Source organism: Phocaeicola massiliensis B84634 = Timone 84634 = DSM 17679 = JCM 13223 (assembly GCF_000382445.1).
In the GTDB taxonomy this organism is placed as follows: domain Bacteria; phylum Bacteroidota; class Bacteroidia; order Bacteroidales; family Bacteroidaceae; genus Phocaeicola; species Phocaeicola massiliensis.
Genome location: NZ_KB905472.1, coordinates 869,123 through 885,539 on the forward strand (window position 1 = coordinate 869,123; position 16,417 = coordinate 885,539).

The 16,417-nt window shown below is 40.2% G+C and carries 14 protein-coding genes; 2 read left to right on the top strand and 12 right to left on the bottom strand.

Features of this window, described 5'->3' with window-relative positions:
• Window positions 1–167: 167 nt before the first annotated feature.
• Both HMPREF1534_RS15370 and HMPREF1534_RS15365 read right to left on the bottom strand, forming a co-directional pair.
• Window positions 168–1,229: an endonuclease/exonuclease/phosphatase family protein gene (locus HMPREF1534_RS15370; protein ID WP_005937161.1), complete on the bottom strand. Its 1,062-nt coding sequence runs from the start codon at window positions 1,227–1,229 to the stop codon at window positions 168–170.
• 3 nt (window positions 1,230–1,232) lie between these two features.
• The gene (locus HMPREF1534_RS15365) at window positions 1,233–3,083 is read right to left on the bottom strand and encodes a PAS domain-containing hybrid sensor histidine kinase/response regulator (protein WP_005937164.1); all 1,851 of its coding nucleotides are present in this window, start codon (window positions 3,081–3,083) and stop codon (window positions 1,233–1,235) included.
• A gap of 131 nt (window positions 3,084–3,214) precedes the next feature.
• Between HMPREF1534_RS15365 and HMPREF1534_RS15360 the strand changes: the two genes are divergently transcribed.
• Window positions 3,215–3,568: a response regulator gene (locus tag HMPREF1534_RS15360; protein WP_005937167.1), complete on the top strand. Its 354-nt coding sequence runs from the start codon at window positions 3,215–3,217 to the stop codon at window positions 3,566–3,568.
• On the opposite strand, the gene HMPREF1534_RS15355 is transcribed toward HMPREF1534_RS15360, so the two are convergent.
• The 10 genes from HMPREF1534_RS15355 to HMPREF1534_RS15310 all read right to left on the bottom strand — a co-directional run bounded on the left by HMPREF1534_RS15355 (window position 3,569) and on the right by HMPREF1534_RS15310 (window position 15,386).
• Window positions 3,569–4,753, bottom strand: a complete 1,185-nt coding sequence (locus HMPREF1534_RS15355) for a glycosyltransferase family 2 protein (RefSeq protein ID WP_005937169.1) — start codon at window positions 4,751–4,753, stop codon at window positions 3,569–3,571. It lies immediately after the preceding gene.
• Window positions 4,750–5,871, bottom strand: a complete 1,122-nt coding sequence (locus HMPREF1534_RS15350) for a glycosyltransferase family 4 protein (protein ID WP_005937171.1) — start codon at window positions 5,869–5,871, stop codon at window positions 4,750–4,752. The genes HMPREF1534_RS15355 and HMPREF1534_RS15350 overlap by 4 nt, the downstream gene beginning before the upstream one ends.
• A gap of 7 nt (window positions 5,872–5,878) precedes the next feature.
• Window positions 5,879–6,727 carry a glycosyltransferase family 2 protein gene (locus HMPREF1534_RS15345; protein ID WP_005937173.1) on the bottom strand — a complete coding sequence of 283 codons (849 nt, stop codon included), beginning with the start codon at window positions 6,725–6,727 and terminating at the stop codon, window positions 5,879–5,881.
• Between the two features lie 6 nt (window positions 6,728–6,733).
• On the bottom strand, window positions 6,734–7,885 hold the full coding sequence (locus HMPREF1534_RS15340) for a glycosyltransferase family 4 protein (protein WP_005937175.1): 1,152 nt from the start codon (window positions 7,883–7,885) through the stop codon (window positions 6,734–6,736).
• A gap of 61 nt (window positions 7,886–7,946) precedes the next feature.
• Window positions 7,947–9,083: a glycosyltransferase family protein gene (locus HMPREF1534_RS15335; protein ID WP_005937179.1), complete on the bottom strand. Its 1,137-nt coding sequence runs from the start codon at window positions 9,081–9,083 to the stop codon at window positions 7,947–7,949.
• Window positions 9,080–10,231, bottom strand: coding sequence for a glycosyltransferase family 4 protein (locus HMPREF1534_RS15330; RefSeq protein WP_005937182.1), 1,152 nt, complete (start codon window positions 10,229–10,231; stop codon window positions 9,080–9,082). The genes HMPREF1534_RS15335 and HMPREF1534_RS15330 overlap by 4 nt, the downstream gene beginning before the upstream one ends.
• The gene (locus HMPREF1534_RS15325; RefSeq protein WP_005937185.1) at window positions 10,228–11,376 is read right to left on the bottom strand and encodes a glycosyltransferase family 4 protein; all 1,149 of its coding nucleotides are present in this window, start codon (window positions 11,374–11,376) and stop codon (window positions 10,228–10,230) included. Before HMPREF1534_RS15325 ends, HMPREF1534_RS15330 begins: the two co-directional genes overlap by 4 nt.
• Window positions 11,373–12,521 (bottom strand): glycosyltransferase family 4 protein, encoded by a 1,149-nt coding sequence (locus tag HMPREF1534_RS15320; protein ID WP_005937187.1) that lies wholly within the window; start codon window positions 12,519–12,521, stop codon window positions 11,373–11,375. The genes HMPREF1534_RS15325 and HMPREF1534_RS15320 overlap by 4 nt, the downstream gene beginning before the upstream one ends.
• Complete coding sequence (locus HMPREF1534_RS15315) at window positions 12,518–13,690, bottom strand: glycosyltransferase family 4 protein (protein ID WP_005937190.1); 1,173 nt, start codon at window positions 13,688–13,690, stop codon at window positions 12,518–12,520. Before HMPREF1534_RS15315 ends, HMPREF1534_RS15320 begins: the two co-directional genes overlap by 4 nt.
• Window positions 13,691–14,423: 733 nt before the next feature.
• Window positions 14,424–15,386 (bottom strand): acyltransferase family protein, encoded by a 963-nt coding sequence (locus HMPREF1534_RS15310; RefSeq protein WP_005937196.1) that lies wholly within the window; start codon window positions 15,384–15,386, stop codon window positions 14,424–14,426.
• Window positions 15,387–15,510: 124 nt separating this feature from the next.
• On the opposite strand from HMPREF1534_RS15310, the gene HMPREF1534_RS15305 reads away from it, so the two are divergent.
• Window positions 15,511–16,404 (top strand): DUF4422 domain-containing protein, encoded by an 894-nt coding sequence (locus HMPREF1534_RS15305; protein WP_018452287.1) that lies wholly within the window; start codon window positions 15,511–15,513, stop codon window positions 16,402–16,404.
• Window positions 16,405–16,417 lie beyond the last annotated feature (13 nt).

A 16,417-nucleotide genomic window follows, 5' to 3' on the forward strand; every position in this document is an offset into this window, starting at 1 on the left:
AGAATGGTTACCCGTTGAAGGCATGACAGTGGTCGTAAGATAGAAGCCGAGTATCTTATAGATAAAAAACTTTAAAAAAGAGCATCCCTTTATTTTAGCTTTGATTTATCACAATATAGGGTTAAAATAGAGGGGTGCATTATGAGTTATAAGAAGGTTGTTTTTTACTAGAGTCCTACTTCCAAATAAACGGGGTTATGGTCACTCATATCGTATGACATTGTACCATATTTGAGGGCCAATAAAGAAGGGGAGTGGAACAGGTAATCGATTCTGAGCAGATTGTGCAGCCCGCGATAAGTAGCTCCATATCCTTCTCCGGCAGAAAGAAAACCATCTTGCAGATTCCCTTTCAGTGTTTCGTAAGTAAATGTTCCCGGAGTATCATTGAAATCACCGCATAAGATAACTGGAGTCTCGGTGGCATTTACCAATGAGGCGATATCTTTGGCTTGCTTTGCGCGTTGAATGATATTGGCTTCCATATTATCTGTGAACTGTGTATAAATTTGATTTTCTTTTTCTTCATCTCCTACTTCTCTGGCTTGTGCGGCTTTCGAACGCATTCGGTCAAGGTTAGTGGTCTGCATATGCACGTTGATTACCCTGATAGTCATTCCTTTAACATCTATATCTGTCCAAATAGCTCCGTTGTTAGTGTTTGGAAACTCAATAATCTGAGACTGTTTGATGGGGTAGCGGCTATAAATAGCTTGCGCGCGTCCTTCCGGGAGATATGAGTAAGGAAAGTTTTTGGAATAAGTATTATATAAGTCTTTGGTGGTGAAATCTCCGTTGCCCCTGTACTCTTGAAAGCATAGTACGTCTACTCCTTCTTTGTTCAGGATGTCAGCAAATTCTTTAGCCGAGAAACCGGTGATTTCTCCTCCGAATGAATGTACATTATAAGTCACGATTTTCAGTTGGGTATCATTGGCATATTTGGTCGAATTGTAAACTTGATACATGGAAGTAATATATCCGTAATTTATCAATAAACCAAGTAGCGGAATCCATACCCAATACCTGAATCTGATAAGCCAATAAAAAAATAACAAGATATTGATAATGACTAAGATAGGCTTTCCAAATGCAATATAGGCTGCAAACATATTGCTTTCTGGGTCTATTCTTCCTGCAAAATAAGCGAAAACGGATAATCCTAATATCAGAAGAGTGAATATGATGGATAAAAGGTATGCAAATTTGTATACGGCTAGTCTTCCCATAATTTATGTGTTTTTTAAATATTTGTTAATTGTATCTTTTAATAAATCAGGAGATATGGGTTTGGTCAAAAACTCATTGCATCCACTTTCTATTGCGGCTGCTTTATCTTTTTCGTAAGCGTAGGCGCTAACAGCAATAACAGGTATCTTGGGGGATACTTCTCTGATGATGCGTGTGGCGTCCAGACCGTCGAGGTTAGGCATTTTTATGTCCATGAGAATAAGGTTGGGGCTATATTTTTCATACAATTGGATGGCCTCCATACCGTCAAGGGCATGTACTAGCTTATAGGTCTTACCAATCATGGCTTCTATTAAGTCATAATTACTTTGGTTGTCTTCAGCTACTAGTATGACAATCTCTTTATGTGTAGATTCTTTGTTGTTTGTGTAGCGTGTGAAAGTATGACTTTCTCTTTTTACTTCGCCGTTGACAGATATATAGGGGATGGTGAATGTAAATGTCGTCCCTTTCCCCGGTTTGGAGTTTACCCAAATTTTTCCTCCTAGTTTCTCGGCAATTATTTTGCTGATGGAAAGTCCCAGTCCTGTACCGGCAACATTGTCATTGGCCATCATAAAGCGGTCGAATATCTTGGGAAGCTTTTCGGCCGGAATACCGGTGCCGGTGTCGGTCACATGAAAAATAATCTGGTTGTCCACTTTTTTATATCCAAAACTGATATGTCCTTTTTGAGTAAATTTAGTGGCATTGCCTATTAAGTTGGAGAATATCTGGAAGAGCCGGTTTCTATCGGTAGATATGTAAAGAGAACGGTCTGACTGTTCGAAAATCAAATCTACTCCGCTTTGACAACGGAAGCGATAAGTGTTTTTAACATCATCGCATAATTTATAGAGATTGACAGGCGCATAGTTGAACTCCATCATTCCGGATTCTATCTTTGATAAGTCCAGAATTTCGTTAATCAGCTCTTGCAAGCGCATATTGTTCTTCTCTACAATATCATAATATTGTAATCTTTCTTCGGAGTTGTCTGTCTCGGCAATAATACGTGAAAATCCTAAAATGGCATTCAGCGGGGTACGTATTTCATGACTCATATTGGCAAGAAACGCTGATTTTAGTTGATTGGAACGCTCAGCTTTCCATACTATTTCCGATGTATTCTGTATATATCCTTCCAGCAAAATACGGTTGGTATATACTTCCCGATTATAGATTTTCAGTCGCATGTCTACAATCTTGCCATTTATCAGCAATTTATATGAAATGGTATCTTGACTTTCTTTTCCATGCAAATAATTCTCTATCCAATTTTCAACTCTTGTCTTATCTTCGGGATGGATATAGGTGATATATTCATCAAAAGTAATTGTTTTTTCTTCTTCATTATCACAAAACACCTGGGTATAGCCTGAGTAAGTGAAAATTCGGGTGAGTGAGTCAAAAGTCCACAGGCCGATATGGGCTGCTTTTTCTACTTCACGTAAGTCATTTATTTTCTTTTCCAGTTTCAGCCTTACTACACTGCGCCCCGTAATGTCTCGATATTGAAATATCAGATGGTCTTCATTAAATTTCGAAATAATGCATTTGTAATATTTCACTTCTTCTCCCAAAATGAGCTTATAGTTTTCTGCCGAGGACAACACCTTTCCATCAATGACTTTTTTAAATTCCTTGTGCATTTTCCGAGCTGTCTCCAAAGGGAAATATGAAAAAATATTTTTGCCTACCACTTCTTCCTCTTTGATATAGAAGTCCGGTCGGTTAGGCTTAAAGTCAAGACAGGTCCCGTCTTTGTATACAAAGAACATTGTATCGCCGGTAATCTCTAGGATTCTTTCGGCATACTGTTTTTCGTGTAATATTTTGTTAGAAGCCTTCATATCAATCTTACGGTACTCAACTTAATATTAAGTCGTAATGTTTTTATTAATCTCAGCAAATATACAAAAAAAATATTGCTTATATCATTTTATATCGTAATTTTGCATGGAGAAACAAGCAAAATAGTGAGATGAAAAAAATATTAGTTGCAGAAGATACGGAAAGTAATTTCCTTTTACTGTCTATTATCTTGCGGAAGGATTATGAAATACTCCGTGCTTTTAACGGTGCAGAGGCTGTTGAAATATGTCGTGCAGAGCATCCGGACCTGATACTTATGGATATAAAGATGCCCGTAATGGATGGTTTGGAAGCTACTAAAGTGATTCGTACATTCAATGAAGAGATTGTTATTATAGCCCTTACTGCTAATGCATACGACAGTGACCGTGAAAAGGCATATCTTGCCGGATGTAATAACTATATGGCAAAGCCTGTTATGGCAGCCAAACTTCGCGAAATGATACATTCATATTTGGGGTAATCATACGGCTCTGCGTACCTTTTCCCAAGTACCGTCATTTTTGTTTTTTCTTATGAAATAGAAAAAGCCTTTAATGACATTTATATTCATGAACAGAAAGTAATAAGGAATATAGAGCAATTTGTTTTTTACTGATTTTGTGGATAAATAATATCCATAGCTCCCTCCTGCATAAAATAATAATTGCAGCACCAAGAGTATGATATAGAAGCGGGAATGCTCATTGTAAATGATCAATAATACATTCAGAGGTACGAGCAAAAACAAGGCAATTGGTGTGATGGACCATCTTAGTACGCGATGAGATACATATTGAAAGCTGAGTATTCCATAACGGAATGGATTGAGTAGCTTTCGTAACCGATAAATGGCTTGAATTCCTCCTGCTGCAATGCGTACTTTTCTTTTTTCTTCCTCTTTCATGTTTGCCGAACCGTTTTCCATGGCGTATGCTTTGTTACAATATGCAATAATATATTTTTTCATGGCGATTTTTAAGGAAAGGATAAAGTCATCCAATAGCGTATCATTGGGCATTTGTTCGTATAAGGAAGTGCGAATGGCGAATAATTCTCCTGCTGCGCCTACGGCAGAATGGAGTTGTGAGTCTAATTTTTTCAGAAAAGATTCATATTTCCAGTACATTCCTTCACCTCCCACTGCTGCTTCATCCTTGGTGTGCATATTGATGCGCTTTTCTCCCGCCACACATCCCACCTTCGGGTTATTGAAGTAACGTACCATTTCGCGGATCGATTGGGAGTTAATAGAAGTATTGGCATCCGTAAAAATCACAATCGGAGTAGTGACAAATTTTATTCCGCGGTTCATGGCTGCAGTTTTTCCTTTCCGTTCGGCAGAATAGTACACAGTTGCATCGGGATATGCTTTCAGTTTTTTATTGGTGGCATCACAACTTCCGTCCGTTACCCATACTATTTGGAACTTCTCTTTGGGATAATCCAGTTCGCGGCAATTTTGCATTTTCTTCTCTACCACCTGTTCTTCATTGTAGGCTGTGATGAAGAGAGTTACTTCGGGAAGTTCTTCCATCGTATGATAACTCTTTTCTTTTATAAAAATCCGTTTTATTCTGACTAATATCCAAAGTATGATTCCGTATCCTATATAAGTATAGAAAACGATGGACAGAAGAATAAAGAATATGATTTCAAGTGTATTCATTGTTGTATTATTTCATTATATAATTCTAATGTTTTAAGCGCAGTTTTTTTCCAAGAAAACTGCTGTACCCTTCTCAAACCATATTGTGACAGTGAATGACGGTATTCGGGGTCTTCTTCCAGCCGTACCATAGCCTGAGCTATTTCTTCTGGATTGTAAGGATTTACCAAGATAGCATCCTTTCCGGCAATTTCGGGCATAGCAGAGGTTTGTGAGGTGATAACAGGTGTACCACATGCCATAGCTTCCAAGATAGGGATACCGAAACTTTCGCGTAACGAAGTATAAATGAATGCAGTAGCCCCGCTATACAAGGCAGGCAAATCCTTGTTAGGGATATAACCCGGGTAATAAAGCATGGATTTGATATCCGTCAGACCGTATGTACGTAAGTAATTATTGATAACTTCTTCTTTTAAATCAGCGATGAGAAGCGGTAGGGGTTGAGACGAAGTGTTCAGATAGTGCCGATAGGCTTGTAGTATTCTTGCTGTATTCTTTTTGGGGTCGGTATTGCCGAGAAAGAAAAAATAATGTTTCGTTCCGATGTATTTTTGTGTCACGGCTTGATATTCCGTGATGGGCCTGAAATGCGAAGAATAGCCATTATACACAGTGGTTATCTTTTTCGGTTCCAAATGTAGGAATTTGCAGATATGCTCCCTCTCAAAATTAGATACGGTAATGATCTTTCTACATTTATTCAAGATTCGGGGAACTACGAACCTTCTGTAACATCGTCCTAATTTCTGATATACAGATTGGTTCTTACCTTGCTTCGGCTCAAGAAAAATAATATCATGCAGGGTTAGTATCAGTGGGGTATGACACCACAAGGGAGCTGTATTGCCGGTGCAATGCAACAAGTCAGGCTGTATCTTTTTCAGGGTTGACGGCAGTCCGATTTGCTCCCATAAAGGGTAAGATGGGTAATCTATCTGTACGATATGCATATTGTCCGACTCCTGCAGACACCTGTCTTCTCCCGGACTCACCAAGATGAAATATTCATTTTGGCGGTCGATTTTCTGTATTTCTCTTATGGTTTCAAGGGCTACATAGTCCATGCCGTGCTTTTCTTTCCTAAATATTCTTTGAGCTTCTATTGCTATTTTCATGTATTGATTATTTTATCAAGTTTGAATCCTCGTCTTCATATTTTTCTTTGTAATGAAACAAAGAGGTAAAATTGTTAATTCCTTTGACCGTCCTCTTCCAAAAGCTGTTGAAAAGTGAACCATCGGCAGAGATAGTGCCATAGCCTGTGACAGCACGTGCTTTACGGCTTCTGACAAATTTTATTTTTCCGTATTTTTTCAGTCCCAATGCCAGCGAACCATCCTCGCCACGAATGATGTCGGTTCTGAAACCTACTTTGTGTGCCGTGTCTGTTTGAAAAGCAAAGACCATTCCTCGTACATTGAGTTCAGGTCTTCGTAGATGCTGTATGTTGAAATAAACATCACGCAGTTTTTCATAGAAAAAAAGTCCTGTTTGTGAATAATGTTTGTCGGGAAGGAAACTCCAAAGGGCATACGCTGCCATGACTCCTTTTTGTTGCAATGCTTTTGTCATTGTTGTGATATAGAGAGGAGGATACATCGTGTCCGAATCAATGCAAACACAATATTTTCCTTTGGCATGATTCAGTCCGCATTGTCGGGCAAATCCGGGTCCTTTCTGTTCTTCATTATAATAAGTCACACCTAGTTTTTTCAATATACTTTCCGTATTATCTGTAGAATGGTTGTTGACGACTATGATTTCTATGGGAAAGTGACAGTTGTTTTCGCATATCGACCATAGGCAAGAGAAAATTCTGTTTCCTTCATTATGAGCGATAGCCACCACTGAAACCAAAGGATTGGGATGTTTCAACTCTCTGATTCTTTTTTTGACTCTGTTGGTGAGTGGGGGAGGCAACTCACTGTATGGCTTTTCATATGCGGATAAATAATCGGTATACCATTTCATGACTCTCTATATTCTTAATAATTCTTCAAACAGCTTTATCCATTGAGACATAATCTGCTCTGTTTCAAATCTTTTTATATTGATATGCGCTTTGCGTCCCATTTCTTTTCTTCTGTGTTCATTTTCAATTAAATAGCATATTTTATCCGCCAATTGCTCCACATTCCCGTTTTCTACTAAGATACCATCTTCTCCATCTCGAATAATATAGCGAGGTCCACACGGACAGTTAAAAGAAACTACAGGAATTCCGCAGGACATTGCTTCTGCGATACTCATTCCGAAGCCTTCAAAACGTGAACTTAGTATACAAATAGAACTCTCAGTATATTTTTTCAAAATATCGGTAGTCGCTTCGTTTATTTGAAAACTGTCGGTAATATTTAATTGTAATATTAATTTGTATAAGGACGTTTTATCTCCTCCTCCGTATAATTGCAAATGCCAGTCGTTATGTTTCCGGCAGACGATTTTCCAAGCTTGTGCTAATAAGTCAAATCCTTTTTCATGCGAGAACCGACCAACTGCAATGATATTTTTCTGTGTACATTGTGAAAAGGTTTCCGGGTAAAATGGTAAAGGATTAGGAATGACACTGATTTTTTTTACTTCTTTCCAATCTTCTTTATCTTCTTGAGTAAGAACAATGAATTGATCGAGCTTTTGTAATTTATGAATTAATTGTTTACTCCAAAAAGTAGAGAGCATTTTTTTGAAGAAGTTGTTGGTCTCTGTTTTAAAGTTGCGATAATTCTTTTTATTGATATGCAGTTCGCCCACTTTCTTGCTGCCATCCTTTATAGAAGTGATGAAATTTATTTCCCTTCGCATCAAAGAGACGGTAATATCGGGCTTAATGCTGAACAAGACATTTCTCAGTTTACATTTATATATGCGTTGTTTTTGGAGGTATACTATTATTTTTTTGTACAAAGGCAAATCCCATAGCTCTTCAAACTCAATGCCCAGTTGGATGAGCCGTATTTGAGAAGACAACGGATAATAAGGTGATTTATCTTGACCATCTGTCAAAATGATGTAGACTGTATATCCCGCCACATCTGCCAGATAATTAGCCTTTGTTGTTAAGACTCTTTCTATTCCTCCGGGAATATAAAGAGACGGCGTACAATAAACGATAACCGGTTTTCTATCCATACTGCCCCTTCTTGTATGTTGTTTGACAAATGTAAGTTTTTTATCTTTGATATTAAAATTTTTATAACTCTTTTATCACCTTTTCCATTTGATTTTTCCAAGATAGATGGTAGATGGAGTTTCTTATTTGTTTCGGTGGAATATCGAGAGTTGAGCAGAACCGGATAATCTTTGTGATATCGATGGCACTTTCATCGGCAGGTGCTTTGAGAATGTAAGGCATACGGTCAAAATCTTCATCCGTTTCCGAATAGATGAACGGTATGCCGCGAGCTGCATACTCCCTGTTTTTGAGTGTCTTTATTTTATCGATGTGGCTGCGGTGGCGTGCCAGACTACCGATGGCAAAGTCTGCCAGGTCGAATAGTTCATCCAACTCTTTTCCCATTTTCTGTCCGTGAAAAATGACTTGTTTCTCGATGTGATAGTGGGTAATGAGTTCATGAAAACCCGGAGCATGTTGCGAATGATACATTTCTGATTTCCATACTCCGCCTACAATATGGAAATAAATTTCTTTGTCGTGATATTGTCGGTAATACTCTCCTAGTCCGTGTATCAGTCGGTCGTAGCCGTGCCAGTAGTGGACTTCCGCAACTCCTATTAAATGGAGAGTAGGGGACGAATTATTGTTTATTGTCTTTCGGAGTGGAACAGTATCGAAATCCACCCCGTTGGATATCCTGACAGTGCGTTGGCCGAATATCGTTTTTTCGTCTGAAAATGTGACAATACCGTTGACTCGCTTTGCTAACGTCTTGCGGAAGAGTCTGTCTATTTGTAATCCGCATCGGGTGAAGAACGGAAAGCCTTTATACTCTGAATCGTATGGATAGGTGGGGATTTCCATTGCAATCTTTATTCCGGCTTTCTGCAACCGGTAGAACAGGCGGACCGTAAACGGATTGGCATTGTGAAACGAACGCACATAAATCATGTTGACCTCCTGAGCAACGGCATAGCGGTAGATGCCATCGTATGAAATCCTTTTCCTGACGGCTGCCCATTTTCCCGTGCCATAATCTTCTATAATCTCTTCATCCATCATGCGCACCCGGTGTCGGTTTTTATTCATGTCATATGTGCAGACGTTCACTCTATGTCCCAGCTCGCGCAATGCCTTTATCTGGCATAGAATCTTTTTGCTGATGCCGCTGCTCTCGGAGAAACCGTGATATAATAAAAAAATAATTCTCATGATGTGAGGGTTAGGCAATTGTTAAAAAGGATATTCCATTTATCCATGATATTCTTTTGCGAATACTGTAATACATATTTTCGCGCATTGGTTCCTATTTTTTTTCTGTTCTTTTCATTCTCAATCAGATAATTTATTTTATCCACCATTTCCTTTTTATCTCCTTCTTCGACAAGAATACCGTTTCTCATATTCGTAATCATACTCCGTGGTCCGAAAGGGCAATCGTATGTTACGCAGGGCACTCCGCAGGCCATAGCTTCGAGCAGTGCCATTGGGAATCCTTCGTATCTGGATGTCAATACCAATAGGGAACAGTTGAGATATTCATACATAATATCGGGACTGCTTCCTTTGAGGTGTATATAAGTTCCTGCATTTGCAGCTAGAATTTTTTGCTGCAGTTCGTCTTGAAGCATTCCTTGTCCGTAAATGTCCAATACCCAATCGGGGTGTGTATTATGCACCGACAACCAGATATCAATCAGCCTGTCTATTCCTTTTTCCCATTCCAATCTGCCCACACAAATGGCTCTGGAGGCTGACAATGTGCTTGGAACGGCGGGATAGAATGGCAATGAATTAGGAATGATAACGGCGGGTCTGACGGTTGCCCATTCTTCTTTCTCGTGTTCATTGAGTACGACGAAAGCGTCTAGTTGTTTTACAGCAGTATCTATCTTTTTTTTAAGTCGTTTTCCTATCATACGATGTACGAATCCGCCTTCCAGCAAGTCTTGTGTTTTGCGTAAGTTCATTCGGGTGGTATGGGCTTCTCCCACTTTTCTACTTCCGTCATTCAGTTGAGTCAGGAAGTCAATATCACGTCCCAATGTACTGATAACAATGTCTGCTTTGATGTGTTCCAGTAATCTGCCGAGTTTCTTTCTGTAAACAAACATGAGCATGAAATAGTAAAGACTTCTGAGCAGCAAGCCGTGACGGTATTGTCTGTCGAAGTTGATGTCCAGATCAATATGCTTAACCTTGGGTGACAGCGGAAAGATGACTGCCCTTCCTGTCTGCGAATCAGTGATTACATACACTTCATGCCCCATTACGTCAGCCAGATAATTTGCCTTTTGAATGACGATTCTGTCAGCACCACCTACGGTGGTCAAGGACGTATATAGATATACAATTTTCATTTCTCCTTCAGTTCGTTGAAAAGTTTTTCCCACATCGGCATGATAACTTCCGGTGCGTAGCGTTCAATGTTTTTTCGTGCTCGGTGGCCAAATGATTTGCGTTCCTCTTCATGCTCTATGAAGTGGCACAGAGCTTCGGCAAATTCCTTTATATTACCATTTTCCACCAAGAAACCATCCTCTCCGTTTCGGATTGTTTCTGCCGGTCCGTTAGGGCAGTCAAAGGCGACACACGGCAGTCCGCAGCCCATTGCTTCCAGCAGCACCAACACGAAACCTTCATAATTGGAACTTAGGGCGAAGATGGAACTGTTGAGGTATTCTTGTGCTATATTCTTCGTAAAAGGATGAATGGTAACCGACTTTTCCAAACCGTTGTTACGGATTTGTTTGCTCAATGCCTCCCGGCGGATACCTTCGCCGAAGATATCCAATTTCCAGTCGGGATGCCGCCTGTTGACGATAGTCCACGCATCAATCAGTCTGTCAAATCCTTTCTGATAGGTGAGTCGTCCGATCGCTATTACGCGGTGTACCTCGCATGAACTGCTTTGGGGAACGATGAATTTTGTGAAATTGGGAATAACGCGCACATGCGGTGCTTTGCTCCATGCTTTAGCATCCGCTTGCGTAAGCGTTACCACCACAGCATCGCTGCATTTTTCTATCTGTCGGAAACGTCTGCGTGTGTTCCATTCATTTCTCAAGTCTTTAAAGAACCCCATCTTGAAATCATCTGTAAGGTGGATAAAGTCTCTCGCCCCATGTGACTCGATGACCTTTTTGGCGCGACATTTCAGCCGGCATATCTCAGTCACCATGTAGGTTGTAGTACAAATGATAATATCTGGATCTATTTTTTTTATTGTATCTTTTAGACGCTTTTTGCTTAGTTGTTGCAGCCTGAACTTCATCCATATGCGTTGGGGCAGCGGATAGCCGTAGCACACATGATAACGTATATCAAGGTCGATATGCTGCACATTGGGTGATAGAGGGAAACTGATTGGATGTTCTCCCTGTGACGAAGTAATCAGATATACCTCGTGGTGTAAGTGGTCTGCCAGATAATTCATCTTGTCGACAAATATTCGTTCTATCCCGCCCACAACGGCTATTGTGTCATATACATATATAATTTTCATGTCATTTTTTTGAATAGGTTATTCCATTTTGCCATGATGTTCTCCGGCGAATAACGCTTCATGTCGATTTTGGCATTTTGCCCCATCCACTCTCTGTTTTCATTACATTGGATCATTTTTATCAAACTCCGGGTAAAACATTTTAAATCATTTTTCTCCACCAACATACCGTCTTTTTCGTTATAGATGATATCAGCGGGTCCATGCGGACAGTTGTATGCCACACTGGGTAATCCGCACGCCATTGCTTCGATGAGCACCAGCCCGAAACCTTCATAATTGGAACTGAGCACGAAGAAGGAACTCTTGAGATATTCTTCCGCTATGTTGTCCGTAAAGGGGCGGATAGTCACCGTGTTTTCCAGTCCATAAGCTTTTATTTGTGCTTTCAGCTCGTCCTTCAGTATTCCTTCGCCAAAGATGTCCAGCTTCCAGGCGGGATATATCTTATAGACCTCCGCCCAGGCTTTAATCAGTTGGTCAAATCCTTTTTGATAAGTGAGCCGCCCCACGGCTATGGCACGGGGCACATTATAGTTGGGACAGTCTTCCAAAGAAACGAACGATGTGAAATTGGGGATGATACGTATCGGCTGCTTGCATCCTTTTGCCCACGACCGTGCATCGCTTACGGTCAGCGTTACCAACACGTCACAATATTTCCGCACAGCACAGAACTTGGTGCGTGCGGCATACCGGTCAAACAAATCGCGGACGCAGCCCCGACTGAAATTGTCCGATATTGCCATATATTCTCTAGCACAATGCGATTCCATTATTTTCTTTGCCTTTCCTTTCAACAGGCCGATTACTTCAGGCTTCCAGGCCGTGGTGCAGATGATAAAATCAGGATGAATATTGTCTATCATCATTTGGGCGCGTTCTTTGAGCAGATTATCCAATTTTTTTGCTTCCCACAGACGTTTGGGATATCGGTATTGGTATTGCGAATGAAATCGGACTCCCAAATCGAAATGCCTGACCCGGGGGGACAAGGGGAAACTGACAGGTGTATTTCCCTGTGAGGCTGTGAGTAGATATACTTCATACTGTAACCGGTCTGCCAAATAATTCATCTTGTCGACAAATATCCGTTCCAGTCCGCCTTTATGGGCGATGCTTTCGTGTATATATACTATTTTCATCGTGCTGCGAGTTGGTTAAATAAATCAATCCATTTTGTCATCACCTTGTCGGGCAGAAAACGTTTGGCATTTTCTCTTGCCGCGTTGCCTAACTTTTCTCTCAAAGATGGGTTCGAAATCAGTTTGTTGACAGACCATGCCATTGTCCATAACTCATGGGCATCTGTCGACAATTTGTCAAAATCGGGTAGTAACACCCCATCCTTGTTGTGATGTATTATCTCGCCCGGGCCATATGGACAATCGAACGCGATACAGGGGAGTCCGCAGGCCATCGCTTCGATGAGTACCAGTCCGAAACCTTCATATAATGAAGATAGCAGAAACATGGAGCTGTCGAGGAATTCTTGCTCAAGGTCGGTACTGAAAGGGTGGATTCTCACTACTCCTTCCAGTCCTAACGCTTTAATTGTATGTAATAAAACTTTCTTTTCTTCACCCTCTCCGTAAATATCCAGTTGCCATTCGGGATGTATGCGGTACACCTTCATCCATGCGGCAATCATCCGGTGGAATGCTTTTTCTTTGGTGAGCCGGCCGGCACTTATGGCGCGCTGTGCCGTGCGGGGACTGGTGGCGGGTGGAATCTCGGGTATGGAATTGGGTATGACAAATTTTCGTTTACAGTCTGCATTCCATTCCTTACTGTCTCCTTCGGTGAGCGATACGATGGCATCGCTCTTTTCTTCGATGGTGAGGAAGCTCTTCTTAAGTAAATAATCGTATAAAAGCTGAATGGGTTTGCTACGTTTGATTCCATCATTGATGCCGGTATGCGACTTGACGCAATGCGATTCGATTATCTTTTTGGCGCGGCATTCCAGCCGACACACCACATCTGCTTTATAGTAAGTGGTAGCAATGATGATGTCCGGGTCTATTTGTGCTATTTGTTTCTTTATTTTCCTTTCGAAGTCGCAATCCAGCCGCCACTTCATCCACCATCGCAATGGAGCTTTATACTGATATTGCAGGTGAAAGCGGGCATTGAGGTCGATATGTTTGACTCGTGCGGATATAGGAAAAGAGAAGGGGTGATTTCCCTGTGCTGCAGTGATGAGATAAATGTCGTACGCGCATACGTCGGCAAAATAATTCATTTTGTCTGCTAAAATCTTTTCTACGCCTCCGATTCGCGCGATGGCGTCATAGACATACACTATTTTCATCCTTCATATTATTTCCCACAAAAATAAGCTTTTCCTGATAGAATCCCAAATAAAAACGCAACGGAAATGACTGGAAAGTATAAAGTTAAAAAGAAATTATTTAAAATAAGCAGGATACGCTTTTCTGTTTTTTTGCTTCTGTATTAAAAGTATCTTTGTTTCTTGTCATTTTCTGCTATTCTATAAGTTTAGTTTACAATAGCTTTCACACATTGCGGCTATTGAAACCCTTTATTAATCGGTATTTCGGTGTGAAGGGAAAAATAGAGAGCTGCTTTCACATAAAATCCTCAAAAGACTAAGGCCTTTTAGAAAAAGACTTTGATGTTTTATTCAAAGACCTTGTTGTTTTGCTTAAAGACCTTATTCTTTTTTTGAAACTCTTCCTTCTTTTCTAAGATAAGTAGATGTTTCTGAAAGTATGTCTCTTTACTTATAATGTTTTTTGTAATGCTGCACTCCGAATGTTTTATCGGTGTAATATGGCCGCACTTAAGGCAGATGTGTCCTTTTATGGACTGGATATTTATATTTCATCTTTTTATTTTGGTCGTTTTGTTTATTTTTTAGATGGTTATCTCTCTTTATTTGTTCTGTCGTTTTCCCTTATTTGGTGTTCTTTGCAGTTGTAGGTGTATTATTGTTGGGGATTCCGATAAAAAGATATGTGATTGACAGAATTGAACTTTTTAAGAAAAGAATTGCATCCATATATGACTGTCGATCAAGGAGTCTATATGATAAGTTTTGACAGGCTGTTTCTTAAGAAGGAGGTTGCGTATTTCGAAATGTAATTCAGTATGCCGGCGGCCAATAAGATTGCAGCAATAGAACCGAAGTATCCAAAGGGAAAAGTATATCGGGTGAAGTAGCCCATAATCACGAATTGTACGATGTAAATATCTAATGTAAGACTTGCAATATAGTTTACAATCGCTGCCGTTTTTTTTGTTCCAATATTGGAGAGTCTTTCAAAAAGTCGGAACATATAAATGCTAAAGAGTGTCAGCAGTATGGGAATGCAGAGTTGTACATCATAGATGGGACTGGCTGAGTGAAGTATATATATTTTTAAGCTGTAGTAGACGGTGACAATCAATAGGACAGCCGACAGCGGTCGGGCGATGGAAGAAGGGCTTTCTGTATTTGTCCGCCGTTGGGCGGCGATGGCTCCAAACAGCATAATGATGTAATAAAAATACCAATGTAAAAAGTGGTTGTGTTCGGTGTTTTCGATAATCCATTCATGATGGGGCACATAGAAATAGGTGACGAGTAACGGAAAGATAAAGGCGGCACAGACTTTCCACAACTGCCTTTCAAAAAACTTGATGGAATAGAAGAAGAAAACATAGAATACAAAGATGGCTTGCAGAAACCAAAAGGTAGGAATAATAATGTCCGGCAGACGGAAAGACTGTATCCCTCCGAGGAAACACACTGTCATGAATATCCATAAACTGGGGTAGATTCTTGTAAACCGCCTAATTGCCCACGGAGCAAATCCGGTGTCACGGTTGCTCAGATACAGTGCAAATCCCGAGCAAAAAAAGAATAAAGAGTTGCCCAATGCCCCTCCGGTAGATAGGAATTGCAGATGAGGAGGATATAAAGGCCCGATATGCGAATTGGTAATTAATATTACTGCCAGAAAACGCATCAGCGAAAGGGGCTGTCTAAAGTGTTCTGTCTTCATTGTTTTCTGTGTAAGGGATGTCGGTGTAAAAGTAGGAATATTTTTTAAACATCATGCTTAAATAGTCGAATTTCTAAAAAAAAGACTATCTTTGTATATGTGCTACACACGGCAATAATAAAAAATGATGATGGAAAAACATAATGTAAGAATCTTGGTCTGTACCCATAAGGAAGGCCCTGTAAGAGATGACGATATTTATATGCCTGTTCAGGTAGGTAAATCGGCTTCCACTATTGATTTGGGCTGTCAGGGAGATGATGTGGGGGACAATATAAGCGGTAAGAATAAAACTTATTGTGAATTGACCGGTTTGTATTGGGCTTGGAAGAATCTGAAAGATGTCGATTATATAGGGTTGTGTCATTACCGGCGTTATTTTGATCTCTCGCCGAAGAAATATATTTTCAAACATATCGAATCGGATAGTATTACGTGGGAATGTTTTGTAAAAACTCCTTCTACTCTTGATTTTGCTGATGTCTTTACTCAATATGATGTGATATTGCCTACTGCCCGTGTGTTTGACAGGTCTGTTGTCGATGAGCATATTTTCAACTCCGGTTTCATTGATTATATGATATTGGAGCAGGTTATTTTGAAGCTGTATCCTGCTTACAGAAACAGTGTGCTGGACGTGTTTTATAAGAAAAACTATATTCCCCAGCGGAATATGTTCATCATGAAAAAGGAATTGTTTCATTGTTATGCCGAATGGTTGTTTTCCATATTGTACGAGGTGGAGAAACACCTTCGTTTGTCTCCTTATCACTACGCGCAGCGTGTTTTTGGATTTATGGGGGAAATATTATTGCCCTTGTTCTGCTATCACAACCATCTCCGCATTTATCAGCGGCGGATATTGGGGATAGGATGCGGGTATAATCCGAATAAATTAAAAAGAACGGTGTGTGGCTTTTTTGACAGGGCAAGGTTTAAAATGAATACTTGCCGGATAACGGAACTTTATTCTGAGAGATATCCCGAGATTCTTTGTTCGGAGGGAATTGTCATTTAATGAAGCTGATGAG

Excerpts from the sequence above, each read along its gene's own strand:
- HMPREF1534_RS15355 (WP_005937169.1), bottom strand. The coding sequence starts at position 4,753 with ATGAATACACTTGAAATCATATTCTTTATTCTTCTGTCCATCGTTTTC.
- HMPREF1534_RS15340 (WP_005937175.1), bottom strand. The coding sequence starts at position 7,885 with ATGGATAGAAAACCGGTTATCGTTTATTGTACGCCGTCTCTTTATATT.
- HMPREF1534_RS15305 (WP_018452287.1), top strand. The coding sequence starts at position 15,511 with ATGATGATGGAAAAACATAATGTAAGAATCTTGGTCTGTACCCATAAG.
- HMPREF1534_RS15330 (WP_005937182.1), bottom strand. The coding sequence starts at position 10,231 with ATGAAAATTGTATATCTATATACGTCCTTGACCACCGTAGGTGGTGCT.
- HMPREF1534_RS15310 (WP_005937196.1), bottom strand. The coding sequence starts at position 15,386 with ATGAAGACAGAACACTTTAGACAGCCCCTTTCGCTGATGCGTTTTCTG.
- HMPREF1534_RS15345 (WP_005937173.1), bottom strand. The coding sequence starts at position 6,727 with ATGAAATGGTATACCGATTATTTATCCGCATATGAAAAGCCATACAGT.
- HMPREF1534_RS15320 (WP_005937187.1), bottom strand. The coding sequence starts at position 12,521 with ATGAAAATAGTATATATACACGAAAGCATCGCCCATAAAGGCGGACTG.
- HMPREF1534_RS15315 (WP_005937190.1), bottom strand. The coding sequence starts at position 13,690 with ATGAAAATAGTGTATGTCTATGACGCCATCGCGCGAATCGGAGGCGTA.
- HMPREF1534_RS15360 (WP_005937167.1), top strand. The coding sequence starts at position 3,215 with ATGAAAAAAATATTAGTTGCAGAAGATACGGAAAGTAATTTCCTTTTA.
- HMPREF1534_RS15365 (WP_005937164.1), bottom strand. The coding sequence starts at position 3,083 with ATGAAGGCTTCTAACAAAATATTACACGAAAAACAGTATGCCGAAAGA.
- HMPREF1534_RS15335 (WP_005937179.1), bottom strand. The coding sequence starts at position 9,083 with ATGAGAATTATTTTTTTATTATATCACGGTTTCTCCGAGAGCAGCGGC.
- HMPREF1534_RS15350 (WP_005937171.1), bottom strand. The coding sequence starts at position 5,871 with ATGAAAATAGCAATAGAAGCTCAAAGAATATTTAGGAAAGAAAAGCAC.
- HMPREF1534_RS15325 (WP_005937185.1), bottom strand. The coding sequence starts at position 11,376 with ATGAAAATTATATATGTATATGACACAATAGCCGTTGTGGGCGGGATA.
- HMPREF1534_RS15370 (WP_005937161.1), bottom strand. The coding sequence starts at position 1,229 with ATGGGAAGACTAGCCGTATACAAATTTGCATACCTTTTATCCATCATA.